Source organism: Candidatus Nitrosopumilus sp. bin_68KS, from assembly GCF_054095825.1.
Window position 1 is genome coordinate 1 of sequence record NZ_JBSWSP010000008.1, and the last position, 17,001, is coordinate 17,001.

Here is a 17,001-nt window from a genome sequence, read left to right on the forward strand (position 1 = left end):
GTTCGGTTCCACTAGGTCTAATCATTACCCAATTTTTAGGATCATCAGAAATTTTGATTCCATCAGTGATATCTGAACTTGGAAACTCTTCTTTAAGAGAGGAAATCAATTCTTCTACTTTTTCAGAGGGGCATGATACCTTGTCCTTTGTAGTAAAGGAGGGGGGTAAAAGAGAAATCTCGTCAGATAATGATTTTCCAGAAGTTGCCAAAAGATCAAGCATTAATCCTAACGTCATACAACCATCTCGTACTTGATTATGTTTACCATACATAAATCCTCCATTTTCCTCAAATCCAATTAATGCATTAGTTGGAACCATCTTCCTAGAAACTTCAACACTCCCAACTTTGGTTCGAATAACTTTAGAATTAAACCTCTCAGCAATTTTTTCAATGTTAGAACCCGAATTCAAACAAGTTACAACCAAAGAGTTCGTATTCTTCTTTAAGATATGTTGAGTAAGTAAAAGTGCAGACTTGTCACCGGTTAAAATATTACCTTTATTATCACAAAATATACTTCTATCACCGTCACCATCAAAAGCAATTCCAAGATCCGCATTGTTTTCAATTACTGTATTTGATAGTGTTGAGAGATTTTGGGGTGTTGGCTCTGAACCACGTCCGGGAAAATTGCCATCAATGGTTTGATTTACCAAAAAAGTTTCACATTGTAACTGTTTACAAAAATCTGGTGCAGATACTGCCTGTGCGCCATTTCCTAAATCTAAAACAACTCTAAACTTTTTTGATTCTATAAGCCTAGAATCAATATGAGAAAATATTCCATTCAGATATGTCTCAATTGTTCGCGTCTCTATTCCTGTAGTACCCCATTTTGAAGGACGTGTAATCCAATTTTTTTTAAAGTAAATATCTTCAATGATTAATTCATCATCACGAGAAATCTCCACACCATCTTTTGCAGCAGGCTTGATGCCATTGTATTGTGGAGGATTGTGCGATGCAGTGATCATTATACCACCAGAATATCCCAAACTCTTTACACCAAATTCAAGACATGGTGTTGGAACAATTCCTGCAACATTGCAATCAATACCAATTGAATTAAGAGATGAACTGACAACCTTGGAAATAATTGGACTTGATTCTCGTCCATCATATCCAATTAGAACAGGTCCTTTCTCAAAATAAGTTCCAATAGCCAAAGTCATATCATGTACAAATTCCAAAGTAAAATCTTCAGAGAAAACACCACGTATTCCATTAGTTCCAAAAAATTTTGCCATGTCATTGTTCAATAATAGATAAATTTGTGTTTAATGGCAAAATCGTTGCGGGAGTCGCCCAGCCTGGTCAAAGGCGTAGGGCTTAGGACCCTATCTCTTAGGAGTTCGTGGGTTCAAATCCCACCTCCCGCACCATTTTATTTCTGTGAATGATTAATAATGAGAAAATATTCATGAAACAAAGTCATGAAAAAGACAGTAGTTGGAATTACAGTTGTTGGTAAAGATAGAGAGGGAATTGTAGCTACATTCACTAATTTTGCATTTTCAAAAGGTGGTAACATTGAAAAAGTAAATCAAAATGTAATCAAAGGTCTTTTTGGAATGTATCTGGAAGTATCATTCTCAAAATCAGTTGATGTAAAGGAATTTGATTCAGAGATTCAAAGTTTAGCTAAAAAAGAAAAGATGGATGTAAGTACACATCATGAAACTAATTCGCAAAAAAACATTGCAGTATTTGTAACAAAAGAACCATTGTGCCTTGAAACTATTCTTAAAAATGCAAAGTCACTAAAAGGAAAAATATCAGTTATAGTTGGTACTGAAAAAACATTAGAGCCATTAGCAAAAAAGGTAAATATTCCATTTGTATCAGTAGACGAAAAAAATCAAGATAAAGCAGAAGAGAAAATTATTCAAATCTGTAAAAAATACGATATTGATTTGATTACTCTTGCAAGATATATGAGAATTCTTAGTCCCAACTTTGTTTGGAGATACCCAAACAGAATCATTAACATTCATCCTTCATTGTTACCTGCATTTCCAGGTGCACTAGCATATGCACAGGCTTTTGAGAGAGGCACAAAAATTGTTGGTGTAACTTCACATTACGTTACAGAAAACTTGGATCAAGGGCCAATCATATTCCAAGATTCCTTCAAGGTTGATCCTAATGATACTCTTGAAAAAATAAAGACAAAGGGGCAAAAACTGGAGGCAGATACACTACTCAAAGCAACAAAAATGCATCTAGAAAACAAGCTTGAAGTTCGTTGGAGAAAGGTTCACATTAAATCTAAGTGAATTAGATGGTAGAAATTAAATCTCAGTTTGATCCAAATCTTAGAAGATTAATTTTAAAGAAAAAACAAATTGCAGTAATTCCAGTAGGTTCAATTGAACAACACGGTCCACATTTGCCAATATCTACTGATACAGATATTGTAAGTGAGGTTGCAAAAAGAATTTCTGAGAAAAATGGATTTTTCCTACTTCCAACTATTACATATGGAGTTTCATTTGAACATGCACCATTTTTTAATCTGAGTATTAAAGAATCAACTCTTCGTACAGTTCTTTCTGATTTGTGTATGTCGTTATTATCAAATGGAATTAAAACAGTTTTCATAATTAATGGGCATCATGGTAATCTAAAACCAATAAAAAATATGGATGTCAAACTAAAGAAACTCTCTAAAAATAAGCTGAAGGTCTTCCCATTATCATATTGGCATTTTATGAAAAAAGAGTTTGATCATGCAGGGTTTGTTGAAACATCACTAATGCTTGCAATTTCAAAAAATGTCAAAATGCAATCAGCTAAAAAAGGACTGATCACAGATAAAATGACAAAAAAGGAAATTCAGAAACTTGGAAAACTAGCCAATCAGTCATTTCCAAAAGCAACAAAAAATGGAATTTGGGGAGATCCAACAAAAGCAACAAAGAAAGAAGGGCAAGCAATTTTAGCTGAAATCATCAATAATCTATCAAAAAGGTGTCAAACTTGCCTTACTGGGCATAGCTCATAGTTTCACCAATGGAAATTTAATATAACGCCTCAATATCCAAGTCAATAAGTGATTATAGATGTCCGTTGATATGGCAGTAAAAGTATTGGATGAGAGTATCAATCAAGTAGTATTGATAAAACTCAAAGGAAACAAAACCATTAGAGGCTTGCTTCTAGGTTTTGACCAACACATGAACCTGCTACTCGATTCTTCAGAGGAAATTCCTGCTGAAGGCGATTCAAAAAGCCTTGGAAGCATTGTAGTTAGAGGAGACAATGTTGTTATGATATCTCCTCCACCAGCACAACATTAGGTGATTTGAGATGACTAAAGGCACAACTTCTATGGGTGGTTTTACAAAGAAAAAAGTTCACATCAGATGTAGACGATGTGGTAAAAACTCACTCCATAAGCGTCATCACGAATGCGCAAGTTGTGGATTCCCAGAGGCTAAACGCAGAAAGTATTCCTGGATTAAATGGTATACATAGATGCAAGAAATTGTTTTAATTCTTAGTTCATTAGCAGGTGTTGCAACTGCTGCTGCAGTACGAAAAATGCCAAGAGATAAAAATCAACTACTTAGTCTAGGAGCAAGTTCTCATATTAAAAGTCAAATTAGTTCTTTAAAAATTGAAAAAGATATTCTTACCAAAACAATTTCAAGATTATATCAAGCAGACACAGAATTTTCTAAAATTCAAAAAGATAAACTGTTACTCAAATATCAACATCAACTAGGAATTGTTTTAGCAAAGCTAGAAAAACTTGAACAGGCAAGCAAACATCCAGACTTGGGCCCAGTTGGCGACGGTTTGATTACTTTGATGGATCAAAAACTATCAAAACTAGACGATAGATTGTACGAGTTATCATCAAAGATTGTAACATCTAAAGTTGAAGCAGAAAGTAAAGAGAAAGAAGTAAAGAAAGAATCAAAACAAGATATTTCAAAATCTTTCAAAAATACATTCAACTTTGATATCCCAAAGAAGACAGAGTCAAAACCAATTGAAATTCCTGCAACAAAATCAAGACAATCATTTGAATTAACTACACTAACAAACATTTCAAAAAGTGAACCAAAATTCCCACTCTTTGAGAAAGAAGAAAAACAAGTTGTGAAACCAATGCCAGAACCAAGAGTGATGCAAACTGAACTAATCAAACCTAAAGAGGAGATAGTTGAAGAAATAATTCAACCAAAACCAAAAGTTGAAGATAAAATAGAGATTATTCAATCAGTTACACCAACACCAGAAACAAGTATTGAAACTAAACCAGACATTAACAAAGTAGCAAAAATTACAGAACACAAAGCATTACCAGAACCAGAAAAACCAAAAACTACAACATTAGATGATGACTTTGATGATGATACTGATGATTTAGACAAAATCAAAGGAAACATCATGAGAGTTTTATCAAAGCTCGATCAAGCAGAGGTAGAGTAATTGTCCTTCGATAATGCCATCGTGGCATTGTCAAATGATGCATTAAAGTTGGTTAAAGACAATCAGATCATTGGTTTAGGTAGTGGAAGGGCAGCTACTACACTTGTAAAGTCACTTGGAAAATTAATCAGACTAAAAAATTATAACATAACAGGAATTCCAACATCTTTGCAAATCAAATTGATTGCAGAAAAAGTAGGTATTCCATTAGTAGAAGCTGATCAAGTTAACCATATTGATGTCGTTTTTGATGGTGCAGATCAAATTGATTCTCAAAAATATGTTATCAAAGGAGGCGGAGGAGCATTATTACGAGAAAATATTTTGTTTAGTCTTGCAAAAAAAGTTGTAGTCATGGCAGATAAGACAAAGTTTGTAAAAAATTTCACAAGAACTGTCCCAGTAGAAATTCATCCACTTGCAAGAAATTCAGTAGTTAGATCCATTGAGAAATTAGGAGGAAAGACAGAATTACGCTCACTTGATAGAGGATATCCATTCTTTACAGAAAACGGCAACATAATCTTAGATTGTGATTTTGGAACAATAAAAAATCCCAAAATACTTTCTCAGAAAATTAAGCAAACAACAGGAGTTTTAGAGTCAGGCATTTTTCTGAGAAAACCAGATACCATTTACAGAGCCAAAACAAATGGCAAATTCGATATCATTTAGAATTTATTTTATTAAAAAAGAAAATCTTTACTTTTTTCCAAATTTTCCACGTAGTGGAACAAAGACATAATGTGATTCGTTTTTGATTTCAATAATTCCTTTTAAAGTCTTTTGTAACAAAACTAATGATTGTGAAGAGTCACCAACAGGCGCAATTATGAGTCCACCTTCTTTTAGTTGCTCAATTAGTGGCAAAGGAATTTCAGTACATGCTGCAGTAATTATGATTCTATCATAAGGTGATTCTTTAGCATATCCAATACTACCATCACCGAGAACTACATGAACATTATCTATGTTTAATTTTTTTAGATTTTCTTGTGCAAATTTTACTAGTTGTGTATGTCTTTCAACAGAATAAATAGTTCCTTCACCAACCAAGTAAGAAAGAATCGCAGCTTGCCATCCAGAACCAGTACCAATCTCAAGGATTTTTTGTCCGTTTCTAACATCTAACCATTCAGTCATTCTTGAAACTACACCTGGTTGAGAAATGGTTTGATTTTTCATAATTTGGAGTGGTTCGTTGTTATATGCATAATCTAATTCAGATGATGGAACAAATTCATGTCTAGGAATACTTCTAAAAGCATCTTCAACTTTTTTATCATTAAGAAATCGTGAATTTTTTAAATAATTAATTAAATCATTTAATGCTGTGTGGTATTTTTTTTCTATTGGAATTTTTATCAATTAATTTAATTTGTATTTTTTCCAATTAAAACACTCTGCAAATTGCCCTAAATGATTTTAATGGTCAGCATTTGTTTCAGAATTAGAATGTCTTATAGAGTTCATAAATTCAGGATGTTCTAACAATAATTCTATCATTTGCGGACGTAAATCTTCATCATTCATTATTGAATCAAGTATTGGATTCATCATTTGTTCTGACATCGTTGACATGTGTGAGGGATTTTGAATCATTAGTTGATGCATGTCATAACTCATGCCAGAATTAACCCACATTCCATGCATAATACCCATCATTCGATCTGAATTTGAAAATTCTGTTGAAATGAAACTAGAATCCATCTTGTAACTAGGACACCAGGAGCATAAAGTACCATGCATTCCTGTACCCATTCCAGAATTCATCATTGAGTGATGAACTGAATCCATCCACGCTGAATGTATTTTAAGAGAGTTTTCCATGTGAGGATGATTTTTCATTGCCTGAATCATTTTTTCACGTAATTGAGGTTCACTAGCCATAGGACCCAAGATATTTCTCATTAATTCAGGATTTTCTTTCATTTGAGATACCCAATCATTCATTGTATGCATCAAGATAGTTGGATTTTTCTGCATCATCTCATGCCAATGATACATTAATTTTTCATTTGATACCATATTTTGCATCAGTTGATTCATCATAACGGGACGTTTACTCATAATTGATGAATCATAGTTGCCATATCCTCTATCAATCAGTTTTAGGTATGTGGAAGGCATCACACAAGAAGGAGTACCATCATTTTTTTGCAATAATAAATGACCAGATTTACAGGTGATAGTATCAGGATCTGCGATAGTTGTCCATTGGTGGTGAGGAGACATATTTTGGGCAAAAGAATTTTCAATAGATACTATAGAAATGCCAAGAACAATCAAAAGTAAAAAAATAAAATAAAAATTCAATAGAATAAATTCAATTTTTATTCATAAAAAGTAATCGCACAATATTAAATATAAAATCCTGAATTAAATTTTAAGTAATTTTTCTATCTACTAGTTTGCCATGTCCAAGTTTACCGATGACTTCAAAGTTATCAGTAATGACTTCACCTCGCACAAGTGTTTTTACAGGCCAGCCTTTTAGATTTTTTCCCTCATATACAATATAATCAGAAAATCCCCCAAACAAATCTGATGTAACCTTTTTTTCTTTTTTTAAATCTATCATAGTAATGTCTGCATCTGAATTCTTTTCCAGAGTTCCTTTTTGTGGATACATTCCAAAGATTTGAGCAGCGTTTTGGCTAGTAAATTTTACAAATTGTTCTAAAGATATTCTATTTTGATTTACTCCATCATTGAGTAGTATTGGAAGTGCAGTTCCAATTCCTGGAAAACCTGCAAGTGCCCCCCATACATCATCTCCACCAAGTTTAAGTTTTAATTGATTTGCAACATGATCTGTACCAATTGTGTTTATCAAATTGTTTGCTAAAGCATCCCATACAGCTTTGGAGTCTTTTTCTGTTCTAATTGGAGGCATTACTTTAGCTAAATACCCCTGTTGTTTCTCATAAGATAGGGTAAGATAGTGAGGACAAGTTTCAACAAAAATTTTAGTTCCTAGTTTTCTTTCTTCTTCAATTTGTGCCAAAGCTCTCTCAGAGCCAATATGCACAAAGTAAATCACACAATTGTAATCCCGTCCAAATTTAGATACTGTCTTGATTGCTTTTGCCTCAAATTCAGGTGAGCGACTTTCAGACCAGGCATGCAATCCATCTTGTTTTTTCTCTTTTGCAGTCTTTATTCCACAACCACATGACTCGTAATCTTCAGCATGAACTAATACTGGACAACCAAGGGACGCTGCATTCTTTACTGTCTGTTCAACTATTTCATCAGTTACATCTACTTGGGCAGATACAAGATCAAACGAATCAGGGGGCATATCCATGTAAACATGACCAATTTCACCACCCAGATTCATGTAAATCTTAAAAGATGTGATTCCTTTATCAACACAAAAATTCATCTCATTGATTTGAGTTTTAGTAAAAATTGAAGCATGAATAGCATAATCTACATAATGATACTTTGATGCCGCATTGAGTTGAGCTTGCAATGATTTTGTAAATGGATCTCCTAATCGTAGCATCCTCATCATAGTTGTAATTCCACCAATTGCTGCTGCATGAGATTCAGTTTTTGCTGCTTCATTAATTGGAGAATAGACACCATAGTGAACATGAGTATCAATTGGGCCCGGGACAGAAATCAATCCATTTCCATTGATTTTATTATCACATGCAGGAGTATCATGTGTTAAACCAATTATTTTTCCTTCATCAATGATTATATTTTTGTCAACCATTCCTTGAGGAAGAATAACGTGTGAATCAATAATCACAGTGTCATACGTCATATGAGAACATTATGCTTGCAGTCTATTATGCGTTGAGAAAATGAATAAAAGCACAACTCTAAGAGATAGTTCATTGGGCCGGTGATTTAGGGGTATAATGCCTCGTTCGCAACGAGGATGTCGAGGGTTCGATTCTCTCCCGGTCCACCATAACTTTTCAAAGTAATGCAACTATAATTTTATTTTAAATTTAATTACCATTCATCTAGGTCATAATCAGCATCTTCAGAAATATTTTTTCTTGAAGGTCTAATTGGAATATAGATTCTCACAAATTTTCTACAAAATTATTACACTTAGTATGGTGTTTGATTAATCTGAAAACTGTGCATGGATTGAAATAATTGGTCTAGAATAAATACGGCAAAAGAGGAAAATTCCTAAAATTTCAACTTGCTCTACAAGTAAAATGAAATACAAGTGTTCTAACCATCCACCAGAAAACTCATTCATTATAGCATATGTAATTGAAAATGCATAATCAAATGTAGAGTATATTCTGTTCTCAGAATCATATACAATATGGATATTTTTTAGATTATTTGGATTAATTTGGTTTAAATCATTGTTTGAAATTATAGCATCATAAAACATTGCCTTGTCCTCAGAAAAAATAGATTCTCCTCTCTCCATGAAAAATATTGAACTGCCGAAATAAAGTAATGAGAGAACAGATATTCCAATTACAAATTTTCCAGTCTTTCCAAAAATGGTCTTTTTCATTTGCTTTTCTAAAATACTTCCAATTTTTCCCAATCTTTCTTTTCTGGCTAAAATAAGTATCAAAATACCTAATCCAGAAATTAGACCAAAATTGCCTAGCCAATAATCAGATACATATTCTACAAAAATCAATCTTAGAGGCAAAAATATTCCTACAAGAAATCCGATCACAATTAGCTTTTCTTTAAAATCACATTTTCCCATGCCCCTTAACCCAAACATAATAGCTATCCATTAAGTTAAAACATTTCGAATGAATACTATTCCAGAAACTATTATACATAAATAAAAAATATAATATTCATGGAAGTTTTTGACGGCAAAAAAGCTGCACAAGATTACATGTCAAAACATACTTTAGCATTCTCTACACCCGAATTAACTCTAATGAGATTTGCATTTTGGTTAGGCGATTCAGTACCAGATCCAAAAAATGAGGGAGAAGGAATTCCAAGAATGATGACTTATTTGATAGAACAGGATTTTCAACCAGTCTTAATTGATGATGATAAATATGAACCATCAGGAGCTGTCAGAAGTTCAGCAGTTGTAGGAAATGCATTCAATGAAGTACAGACAGATGGGAAGTTTTGCTCAGAATGCGGATCGAGTTTATCTGCTACTGCAAAGTTTTGTCCTGAATGTGGTACAACACAATAAAATAATTAAAAATTTTTTAAATAATTTTATGCTTTAGCGCCACATTTTGTACAAAATTTTGCATTGGCTCTTAATGCAGCACCACATGAAGTGCATCCATCAGCATTAGTTTGTGGAGCAGTTTGTCTAGGCACCAAAGCTGGATCAGGAGATGGTAAAGTTCCAACATCTCCAAATGCTTCTTGTGCAGAAACAATTCCTGGCGGACCGCCACCAACTGGATTTTGTGCAGTTCCGGCTCTAGGTGGTGCACCCATTCCTCCTGCCATCATTCCAGGATTAGCCATTCCAGGCATCAAACCAGGAGACTGGGTATTTCCAGAACCAGAACCCATTGATTTTTTCATTTCAAATATTACTTTGATTGCAAGAAATTCTAATGCAGAATATGCTACTGTATAATCACCTAATTTTTGGAAGAATTCTTTGTCACTAAGCTGACCTTTTTTGTACATGTTATTTGTATCTAGAAAAGATTCATAGTAGCCTTGAGATTCATCAAACAAACTCTGTAGTTTATCAAATAACATGTTTAGTGTATCTACTTCACCAAATGACATATTCTCACTAAAGTTTTGGAATATTAATTACTTTAGGATCAAAAAAGAGGAAAACGTGTTTGAGTTTATGCAAGTGCTCTATCAATCATATTTTTGTATGATTCTTTTGAAGCTGCACCTACTTGTTGGCTAACTATTTCGCCTTTGTTAAGGAGGATTAAGGTTGGAATACTAAAGACATTGTATTTAGATGCCAATTCATTGGCTTCATCAACATTAACCTTGACAAATTTTACTTTGCCATCATAGTCATTAGCCAATTCTTCAACTACTGGACCTACCATTCTACATGGACCACACCATTCGGCCCAAAAGTCTACAAATACAGGAACGTCAGAATTTATCACATCGACTTCCCACGACTTTGCATCTGAAATTTGAGTAATTCCCATTGTAATAATATTGAGTTAAACGTACCTAAAAATGTTCACCAGAATTAACACCATATTTTTTGTTGTACAATAAAATTTCATATATACTTAAATGACGTTTTGACAAAACCCAGACATGAGTTCGGAGCTTAGATTAAAGAAATTACGGGGTTCTGGAGGCTATGTTATGGCCACAGTTACAGATGAACAACAGATGAAAGGCAATCTAGGCGGCCCAGATCTATTTTTAGCACCAATTGGAAGACTAGAAGCTGAAAGAATCACTAAACATTTTTGCAATACTTGTGAAAAAGAATTTGAGGGTTCTCCAAAAATAGAATTTGAAAATCCCAATGAAGAAGTTGCTGAAAATCTTATACTATATGAAAAAGGTCAATACATTTGTAATTCATGTAATGCATCAATTGCGGAATATAGAGAATTTAGAAAACAAGATGAAGCTGGAGATGTAGGAGTTGCAAAACCATTAGAACCTTCAGTTGAAAGTGCACCCCAACAAGTTGTACAACCTACAGTAGAACCTACGGTACAAACCCCACAAGAAACAGTTACACAACCAGGTCCAGCAACATCAGTTAGTTCAATTGAAGGAAGAGGTGTATATGATGAAAATGCAAACAAGATTGGAATAGCAAAACAAGTTGGAATTGATTCTACACAATCAATGGTTTTAGTAATTACTAAAAATGATGGTTCTGAAGGTAGTATTCCATGGAGTAATATCAAAAAGGTTGGCGAAGTAATTCTTTTAGGAAATCCAGAAGATACATCTCAACCTGGAAAATGCTCAAATTGTGGATTTGGAAATAAAGAAGGTTCCAAATTCTGTGAAGAGTGTGGAACCAAGATTTAGTTAGCAAATTTAATCAATGACACTAAGGCGATAATGTAATTGGCAAAAAAATCCATCTCCAAAGGTGTTATCAAAGATATTGTCATTGTAGGCGTTGGAGTTTTAGTTATTTGGATAGGATTACAAGTTGCTTTTGGAACCCAAAATCCATTTTATGTAGTTGCAAGTGGAAGTATGATTCCTGTTTTAGAAGTTTATGATGTACTAGTAGTACAAGGACATGAACCTTTTGAAGATATTGAAGTTGGAGATATTATTGTTTTTAATCGGCCATCTGATCATAATAGAGTAATTGTGCATAGAGTAGCATCAATAATTGATGATGATCCAAAAACAATTAGAACAAAAGGTGATGCAAATCCTGCATCAATTCCAGGAACTGATTTTCCAATTACTGAAGAGGAATACATAGGCAAAGTAGCACATGTAGTTCCTCAGGTCGGATATGTTACACAGTTACTAAAACCACCAATCAACTATGTCATTATTGCAGTTGTGATAGGAATAATGGTTGTAAAACAGATGGCAAAGAAGAAAAGTGAAAAAGAACTACCACTTTCTGATCCGCTTAATTCTGAAAACGCTGAAAATATAGAAGAGTTATCAGATATTGATAAAATAGAAAAAGATTCTGAATATTCTGAGCATACAGAAAAATCTAAAGAAATTGATGAATTAGGAAACTCGGAGGATTCTGAATATTTAGAAAAAATGGAAGAAATGAAAAAAGAAATGGAAGGCATAGATGAATCCATCGAAGAATCAGTTGATGATAAAAAAACTGATGTAAAAAAGAAATAGATAAGTTCGGCTAAAAATCAGGCAAACAGGTTCACATATGCTTTTTTAGATTCAAGCAATAGATCGTCCTGCTTGCATGGTGATGTTATTACGAGAAATTTACTAAAAAAGGATACTCAGAAATTATTAGTTTCAATAGTAGAATCATTTATGAATTAGTAAAAAATCTAGGCTTGAATATCTACTTGTTAAATTGAATTGGGAATAATTTAAAGAACAGATTCTTTAGTTTTGAAAACTCGCTTAAAGTAATCAGATGGTTCATGTGGTTCTTCAACATCATTTGTAATGCCAGCCAAATGTTTTGCAAGATTCTTTTTGTATCCTACTTGCATTTGTCTTTGAATTTGAATTCTTTGTGCTTGTGGAGAACCTGCACCATGCATGGACTCGGTAAGATATCCAACTGCATTCCTACCAAGAGTCATGTTTTCAATTAATCTTAATATTCTCATTCTATTTTCAATATCAACGCCCTTGCGACCTGCCAAATATTTTTTCAATAGAGGTCCTGCTACTGGATGTCGAAAATCTTTTTCAGATGGAAGAGTTACTACCAGTCCTCCAGCAATATCTTGTGCAAGTCTACTAATCTCATATGGGAAACGAGTTACATTATGCTTACAAACTTGAGCAAGCATATCATCATTAAGATAAACACCAGATTTCATCTTATGTCCTTGGTGAGAAGATGCAAGTCCTGCAGCAAATATTGTTTCATTTAGATGAGTCATCTCAATTATTTTGTCTTTGATATGGGATACCTTTGGAACTCCATTGTAATCAGCAATAGTTGCTGCTGCACCAATTAGTACATCACCAAGGCCTGTTTTACAGACATAACTTCGTCTATGATAACAAGTAAAACGCTCTATGAGCATTGACGCAAATTCATATTCGCCATTCATGAAAACTTTATCCCATGGAATAAACACCCGGTCTAAAATGATTAATGCCTCTTGTCCACCATATTTTGCATTACCATCATCAATATCACCTTCCTCCATACTTCTAGTGTCACATGACTGTCTACCATAGATGTAAGTAACACCTTTTGCATCAGCTGGAATTGCTCCAACAATTGCCCAGTCTTTATCATTTTCTGTTAGTCTAACTGTTGGCATTAAAATAATCCAATGTGAATTGATACAACCCGTTTGATGAGCTTTTGCACCAGAAACATAGATTCCTTTCTCATCTTTATCTACAATTCTTGTAAACAGATCTGGATCATCTTGTTCTGCAGGTCCTTTGCTTCTATCACCTTTAGGATCAGTCATTGCCCCACCGATAACAAGATTTTCTTTTTGAACCATCTTTACAAATTCTAAAAATTTTTTATGATAATCTGTTCCGTGTTTCTCATCAATCTCAAATGTAGTAGAGTGTAAAGAATTCAATGCATCCATTCCAACACACCTCTGGAAACATGTTCCTGTATTCTGTCCTAGTTTTCTTTGCATTTTATTTTGCAACACTAAATCTTGAGCACTTTCTGCAATGTGTAAAAATCTGTTAACCTTTAATCCAGTAAGGGATGAATTTGCAGAAGCTAGTTCTTCCTCTCTAACTGCAAGATCATAAGTTTCAGCAACTGCATTTATTGATGGTCTAATCATTGGATGGTCTACTGGTTCTTTTACAAGTTCTCCAAAGAGGTAAATAGTAAGATCCCTACCTCTGAGACTTTCAATATAATCATCGCCTGTTCTAATCGTCTTCAAAACGTTAGCCATCTAACAATATTAGTTTCGATGTTGTATAAATATTCTAAAAACGCATGAATTAGATATAGGAATGAAATGCGATCAGAGTCCAATTCGGACATCAAGAATTCGACATCCCTTACCCTTTTCCATAACAAGTACTGGATTCATGTCTAATTCTTTAATTTCTTTAAAGTCAGAAACAAGTTGTGATAATCTCTGAATGCATTCAGAGAGTTTTGCAATATCAGATGGTTTCTCACCTCTAACACCTTGAAGAAGTTTTTGAGTTTTAATTGAGGCTATCATGTCATCAGCTTCAATATCAGTAACTGGTGCAAGTTTGAATGTAACATCTTTTAGAACTTCTACATAGATTCCACCCATTCCAAGCATAATAACTGGACCAAAACCAGGTTCAAGTTTTGAACCAATGATTAATTCCTTACCACCTTTTACCATCTCTACAATCAAAACTCCTTTAATCTCTGCGTTCTTGTTGTATTTTTTAGCATTTTTGATAATTGTTTTGAATGCATCTTTGATCTCAGTGTCATTTGTAAGATTTACTTTAACACCACCTGCATCAGATTTATGAATAATCTGAGGGGATGCAATTTTCATCACAACAGGATAACCAATCTTCTTTGCAATCTTAATTGCTTCTGCTTCATTTTTTGCAAGTGCACTTTGAGGTAATGGTAACCCATATGCTTTGAGTACTTCCTGTCCTTCTTCTTCAAGAAGATTAGGTCTCTTTTCTTTTTTGACTTTATCGAAGATCTTTTTTGCTTTTGCTTTGTTTACTTTGAATTTAGTAATTTTTCCATTTGGAGATTTAATCCAATTAGAAAATCTTATCATTGCAGAAAGTGTTCTAATTGCACCTTCTGCATATGTATAGTATGGAACATTTCCATCAGCTAAAATTTCCCTGTTTGTAATTCCTTCATCTAGTCCCATCAGACTTGCGAGCATTGTTTTTTTGTATTTCTTTGACATTTCAACAATTACTTCGGCAAGTTTATCATAGTTGAGAGTTCCAGATGGTGTACACATAGAAATTACAGAGGCAACTTTTGGATGCTTTAGTACTCTATCTAAAACATTATGGAATCTATTAAAATCAGCATCACCTACAATATCAACAGGATTTCTTGAACTTCCCCATGGTGGAATAACTTCGTCAATTTTTTTTCGGACACTAGTAATATCTGCCATTTTAATTTTCATTTTTGAACATGCATCAGTTGATATTATTGCAGGACCGCCAGCATTTGATACAATAACCAGATCACCACCTGTTGGTAATGGTTGTTTTGAAAATGCAGTTGCATAATCAAATAGTTCTTCCATAGTATCAACTCGGATTGCGCCAGATTGTTTTAGTAATGCATCATAGATTTCATCTGAACCCATCAAAGCACCAGTATGAGACATAGCAGCCTTTGCACCCTCTGGACTACGTCCTGATTTGAGCACAAGAACTGGTTTTTTGAGTTTTTTAGTAATATTTTTACAAACTTTAAGAAATTCTTGACCATCACCCATGTCTTCAAGATACATTACGATTACTTTGGTTTGTTTATGATTTGCAAGAATCTTTAGAACATCAACTTCGCTCATTACAGCTTTATTTCCAAGACTTACAACTGCTGAGAAACCTATTCCTTGTGCACTAGCATCTTCAACTAGTGCTGCACATATTGCACCACTTTGAGATACAAGTGCAATTTTTCCAGACTTTGGTGTAACCTTAAGGAATGTAGAATTCATCATTGTTTTTGGATCAAGATTCATTACACCAAGACAGTTTGGTCCAATTACATGAATGTTGTATTTTTTAGCGATATCTTTTAGTTCTTGTTCACGTTTTGCGCCTTCTTCATCAACTTCTTTGAAACCTGCAGTGATGATAATTACTCCTTTGATTTTCTTTTTACCACATTCTTCTAAGACAGGTGCAACTAGTGTATTTTTAATTACAACAACTGCAAGATCAATTGGTTTTGGAACATCCAAAACGCTCTTGTATGCTTTTTTGTAAAATACAGTTTCCCGTGATGGGCTAATAGGATAAACTGAACCTTTGAAACCATTCATAATATTAGATGTAATTGTAGCACCAACACTTCCTCTTTTATCAGATGCTCCTATGACAGCAATTGATTTGGGAGATAAAATTACAGAATCTGTCATGATAAATTGAATCTAAGGATTTTGTATAATAAAGTTATTCATAGAAAATTCTGATCTCTATTTTTTTAGCTTCCCAACATCTTTCCTGCCAGATTCTCTTTTCTAGGAATCCAAATAATTGAAAGATTTGAAAATCTACCCATTACATTCCAAGCTTCACGTGCTAGATCTCGAAGCTGTTCATTATTTATTGCAAATTCATGATTGAGTTGATTTACAGTATTTTTAGAATCACTGTAAATTATAATTTTATCATTAGAATTAACAAATTTGTTTAACGCAGAAATTATTGCCATGTATTCAGCTTGATTGTTTGTAATCTCTGGTTTTTTTTCATAAAATGATTCTCCTGTTTCTTTTACAAAAAATCCAAAACCACTATTTGGACCTCCAGAACCATCTACATAAACACTAATTCCCATCTTTGTATAACCTCGTAATCTTCACACTAAGATTAACTACTACCATGTAAATTATTGTTGATATTCCTTGTGATGCAATTGATGCCAAATACGGATCATAGTTAATTGTCAAAAAATAAAACTGTAAAACCCATCGAACAACGGTATATACAATTTCTGCTATTCCTAAAGACGTAACTAATTTTTTTAGATCTGCCTTTAGTTTTACAGTATCAGTGTCACCAGATACCAACCGATATTTTTTTCTATTTTCAAAATAAAATAATCCGCTAAAAACTGAGAAAAAAATCACATAATCGACAATTGTGGTATAAGTTGTATTTAGATAATCTGTTTGTTCAGATAAAATTTGTGCAATTAATGCAGAAATGATGATTGATGCTGCAAATGCAATTAGAATATTTTTGTTAAGCTTCAGATATTCTTGTAACATATTTTTTGGTTCTGTTTGTTACAATTAAA

The 17,001-nt window shown here is 33.5% G+C and carries 20 protein-coding genes and 2 tRNA genes; 11 read left to right on the forward strand and 11 right to left on the reverse strand.

Features of this window, described 5'->3' with window-relative positions; all coding sequences use genetic code 11:
* Positions 1-1,252 (reverse strand): phosphopentomutase/phosphoglucosamine mutase (locus ACW9W3_RS02045; RefSeq protein ID WP_457764507.1); only part of this gene is annotated, 1,252 nt, incomplete at its 3' end.
* 47 nt (positions 1,253-1,299) lie between these two features.
* On the opposite strand from ACW9W3_RS02045, the gene ACW9W3_RS02050 reads away from it, so the two are divergent.
* From ACW9W3_RS02050 to rpiA, 7 genes are all read left to right on the forward strand, one after another.
* A tRNA-Leu gene (locus ACW9W3_RS02050) sits at positions 1,300-1,387 on the forward strand.
* Between the two features lie 51 nt (positions 1,388-1,438).
* Entirely contained in the window at positions 1,439-2,281 is an 843-nt protein-coding gene (locus tag ACW9W3_RS02055; protein ID WP_457764508.1) for a formyltetrahydrofolate deformylase, read from the forward strand.
* A gap of 5 nt (positions 2,282-2,286) precedes the next feature.
* Positions 2,287-3,009, forward strand: coding sequence for a creatininase family protein (locus ACW9W3_RS02060; protein ID WP_457764509.1), 723 nt, complete (start codon positions 2,287-2,289; stop codon positions 3,007-3,009).
* A 58-nt stretch (positions 3,010-3,067) separates the two neighbouring features.
* Positions 3,068-3,304: an LSm family protein gene (locus ACW9W3_RS02065; RefSeq protein ID WP_457764510.1), complete on the forward strand. Its 237-nt coding sequence runs from the start codon at positions 3,068-3,070 to the stop codon at positions 3,302-3,304.
* 10 nt (positions 3,305-3,314) lie between these two features.
* Positions 3,315-3,482, forward strand: coding sequence for a 50S ribosomal protein L37e (locus ACW9W3_RS02070; protein ID WP_014964369.1), 168 nt, complete (start codon positions 3,315-3,317; stop codon positions 3,480-3,482).
* The gene (locus ACW9W3_RS02075; protein ID WP_457764511.1) at positions 3,483-4,445 is read left to right on the forward strand and encodes a hypothetical protein; all 963 of its coding nucleotides are present in this window, start codon (positions 3,483-3,485) and stop codon (positions 4,443-4,445) included.
* Positions 4,446-5,120, forward strand: coding sequence for a ribose-5-phosphate isomerase RpiA (rpiA, locus tag ACW9W3_RS02080; protein ID WP_457764512.1), 675 nt, complete (start codon positions 4,446-4,448; stop codon positions 5,118-5,120).
* A 27-nt stretch (positions 5,121-5,147) separates the two neighbouring features.
* On the opposite strand, the gene ACW9W3_RS02085 is transcribed toward rpiA, so the two are convergent.
* From ACW9W3_RS02085 to ACW9W3_RS02095, 3 genes are all read right to left on the reverse strand, one after another.
* On the reverse strand, positions 5,148-5,813 hold the full coding sequence (locus ACW9W3_RS02085) for a protein-L-isoaspartate(D-aspartate) O-methyltransferase (protein WP_457764513.1): 666 nt from the start codon (positions 5,811-5,813) through the stop codon (positions 5,148-5,150).
* Positions 5,814-5,870: 57 nt separating this feature from the next.
* Positions 5,871-6,761 carry a hypothetical protein gene (locus ACW9W3_RS02090; RefSeq protein WP_457764514.1) on the reverse strand — a complete coding sequence of 297 codons (891 nt, stop codon included), beginning with the start codon at positions 6,759-6,761 and terminating at the stop codon, positions 5,871-5,873.
* A gap of 70 nt (positions 6,762-6,831) precedes the next feature.
* A complete protein-coding gene (locus tag ACW9W3_RS02095; RefSeq protein ID WP_457764515.1) occupies positions 6,832-8,223 on the reverse strand; it encodes a dihydroorotase in 1,392 nt (463 codons plus the stop codon).
* A gap of 75 nt (positions 8,224-8,298) precedes the next feature.
* Between ACW9W3_RS02095 and ACW9W3_RS02100 the strand changes: the two genes are divergently transcribed.
* Positions 8,299-8,373 (forward strand) — tRNA-Ala (locus ACW9W3_RS02100).
* 162 nt (positions 8,374-8,535) lie between these two features.
* Here ACW9W3_RS02100 and ACW9W3_RS02105 read toward each other — a convergent pair.
* Complete coding sequence (locus ACW9W3_RS02105; RefSeq protein WP_457764516.1) at positions 8,536-9,150, reverse strand: hypothetical protein; 615 nt, start codon at positions 9,148-9,150, stop codon at positions 8,536-8,538.
* Between the two features lie 99 nt (positions 9,151-9,249).
* On the opposite strand from ACW9W3_RS02105, the gene ACW9W3_RS02110 reads away from it, so the two are divergent.
* Positions 9,250-9,606 (forward strand): zinc ribbon domain-containing protein, encoded by a 357-nt coding sequence (locus tag ACW9W3_RS02110; protein ID WP_457764517.1) that lies wholly within the window; start codon positions 9,250-9,252, stop codon positions 9,604-9,606.
* Positions 9,607-9,632: 26 nt separating this feature from the next.
* Here ACW9W3_RS02110 and ACW9W3_RS02115 read toward each other — a convergent pair whose 3' ends face one another.
* Entirely contained in the window at positions 9,633-10,166 is a 534-nt protein-coding gene (locus tag ACW9W3_RS02115; RefSeq protein WP_457764518.1) for a zinc ribbon domain-containing protein, read from the reverse strand.
* A gap of 65 nt (positions 10,167-10,231) precedes the next feature.
* Positions 10,232-10,558, reverse strand: a complete 327-nt coding sequence (gene trxA / locus ACW9W3_RS02120; protein WP_048118145.1) for a thioredoxin — start codon at positions 10,556-10,558, stop codon at positions 10,232-10,234.
* Between the two features lie 115 nt (positions 10,559-10,673).
* On the opposite strand from trxA, the gene ACW9W3_RS02125 reads away from it, so the two are divergent.
* Together ACW9W3_RS02125 and ACW9W3_RS02130 are read left to right on the forward strand one after the other, a co-directional pair.
* The gene (locus ACW9W3_RS02125; RefSeq protein WP_457764519.1) at positions 10,674-11,411 is read left to right on the forward strand and encodes a hypothetical protein; all 738 of its coding nucleotides are present in this window, start codon (positions 10,674-10,676) and stop codon (positions 11,409-11,411) included.
* A gap of 39 nt (positions 11,412-11,450) precedes the next feature.
* Positions 11,451-12,212: a signal peptidase I gene (locus ACW9W3_RS02130; RefSeq protein ID WP_457764520.1), complete on the forward strand. Its 762-nt coding sequence runs from the start codon at positions 11,451-11,453 to the stop codon at positions 12,210-12,212.
* Between the two features lie 209 nt (positions 12,213-12,421).
* Here ACW9W3_RS02130 and ACW9W3_RS02135 read toward each other — a convergent pair whose 3' ends face one another.
* The 4 genes from ACW9W3_RS02135 to ACW9W3_RS02150 all read right to left on the reverse strand — a co-directional run bounded on the left by ACW9W3_RS02135 (position 12,422) and on the right by ACW9W3_RS02150 (position 16,972).
* The gene (locus ACW9W3_RS02135) at positions 12,422-13,948 is read right to left on the reverse strand and encodes a 4-hydroxyphenylacetate 3-hydroxylase family protein (RefSeq protein WP_457764521.1); all 1,527 of its coding nucleotides are present in this window, start codon (positions 13,946-13,948) and stop codon (positions 12,422-12,424) included.
* 72 nt (positions 13,949-14,020) lie between these two features.
* The gene (locus tag ACW9W3_RS02140) at positions 14,021-16,117 is read right to left on the reverse strand and encodes a 4-hydroxybutyrate--CoA ligase (protein ID WP_457764522.1); all 2,097 of its coding nucleotides are present in this window, start codon (positions 16,115-16,117) and stop codon (positions 14,021-14,023) included.
* A gap of 65 nt (positions 16,118-16,182) precedes the next feature.
* Positions 16,183-16,539: a reverse transcriptase-like protein gene (locus ACW9W3_RS02145; protein WP_457764523.1), complete on the reverse strand. Its 357-nt coding sequence runs from the start codon at positions 16,537-16,539 to the stop codon at positions 16,183-16,185.
* Positions 16,529-16,972 carry a hypothetical protein gene (locus ACW9W3_RS02150; RefSeq protein WP_457764524.1) on the reverse strand — a complete coding sequence of 148 codons (444 nt, stop codon included), beginning with the start codon at positions 16,970-16,972 and terminating at the stop codon, positions 16,529-16,531. Before ACW9W3_RS02150 ends, ACW9W3_RS02145 begins: the two co-directional genes overlap by 11 nt.
* Positions 16,973-17,001 lie beyond the last annotated feature (29 nt).

Bases quoted from the DNA above. Each gene is read 5' to 3' on its own strand.
- ACW9W3_RS02140 (WP_457764522.1), bottom strand. From the start codon at position 16,117: ATGACAGATTCTGTAATTTTATCTCCCAAATCAATTGCTGTCATAGGA.
- ACW9W3_RS02075 (WP_457764511.1), top strand. From the start codon at position 3,483: ATGCAAGAAATTGTTTTAATTCTTAGTTCATTAGCAGGTGTTGCAACT.
- ACW9W3_RS02115 (WP_457764518.1), bottom strand. From the start codon at position 10,166: ATGTCATTTGGTGAAGTAGATACACTAAACATGTTATTTGATAAACTA.
- trxA (WP_048118145.1), bottom strand. From the start codon at position 10,558: ATGGGAATTACTCAAATTTCAGATGCAAAGTCGTGGGAAGTCGATGTG.
- ACW9W3_RS02145 (WP_457764523.1), bottom strand. From the start codon at position 16,539: ATGGGAATTAGTGTTTATGTAGATGGTTCTGGAGGTCCAAATAGTGGT.
- ACW9W3_RS02110 (WP_457764517.1), top strand. From the start codon at position 9,250: ATGGAAGTTTTTGACGGCAAAAAAGCTGCACAAGATTACATGTCAAAA.
- ACW9W3_RS02095 (WP_457764515.1), bottom strand. From the start codon at position 8,223: ATGACGTATGACACTGTGATTATTGATTCACACGTTATTCTTCCTCAA.
- ACW9W3_RS02065 (WP_457764510.1), top strand. From the start codon at position 3,068: ATGTCCGTTGATATGGCAGTAAAAGTATTGGATGAGAGTATCAATCAA.
- ACW9W3_RS02060 (WP_457764509.1), top strand. From the start codon at position 2,287: ATGGTAGAAATTAAATCTCAGTTTGATCCAAATCTTAGAAGATTAATT.
- ACW9W3_RS02055 (WP_457764508.1), top strand. From the start codon at position 1,439: ATGAAAAAGACAGTAGTTGGAATTACAGTTGTTGGTAAAGATAGAGAG.
- ACW9W3_RS02105 (WP_457764516.1), bottom strand. From the start codon at position 9,150: ATGGGAAAATGTGATTTTAAAGAAAAGCTAATTGTGATCGGATTTCTT.
- ACW9W3_RS02150 (WP_457764524.1), bottom strand. From the start codon at position 16,972: ATGTTACAAGAATATCTGAAGCTTAACAAAAATATTCTAATTGCATTT.
- ACW9W3_RS02125 (WP_457764519.1), top strand. From the start codon at position 10,674: ATGAGTTCGGAGCTTAGATTAAAGAAATTACGGGGTTCTGGAGGCTAT.
- ACW9W3_RS02070 (WP_014964369.1), top strand. From the start codon at position 3,315: ATGACTAAAGGCACAACTTCTATGGGTGGTTTTACAAAGAAAAAAGTT.
- ACW9W3_RS02135 (WP_457764521.1), bottom strand. From the start codon at position 13,948: ATGGCTAACGTTTTGAAGACGATTAGAACAGGCGATGATTATATTGAA.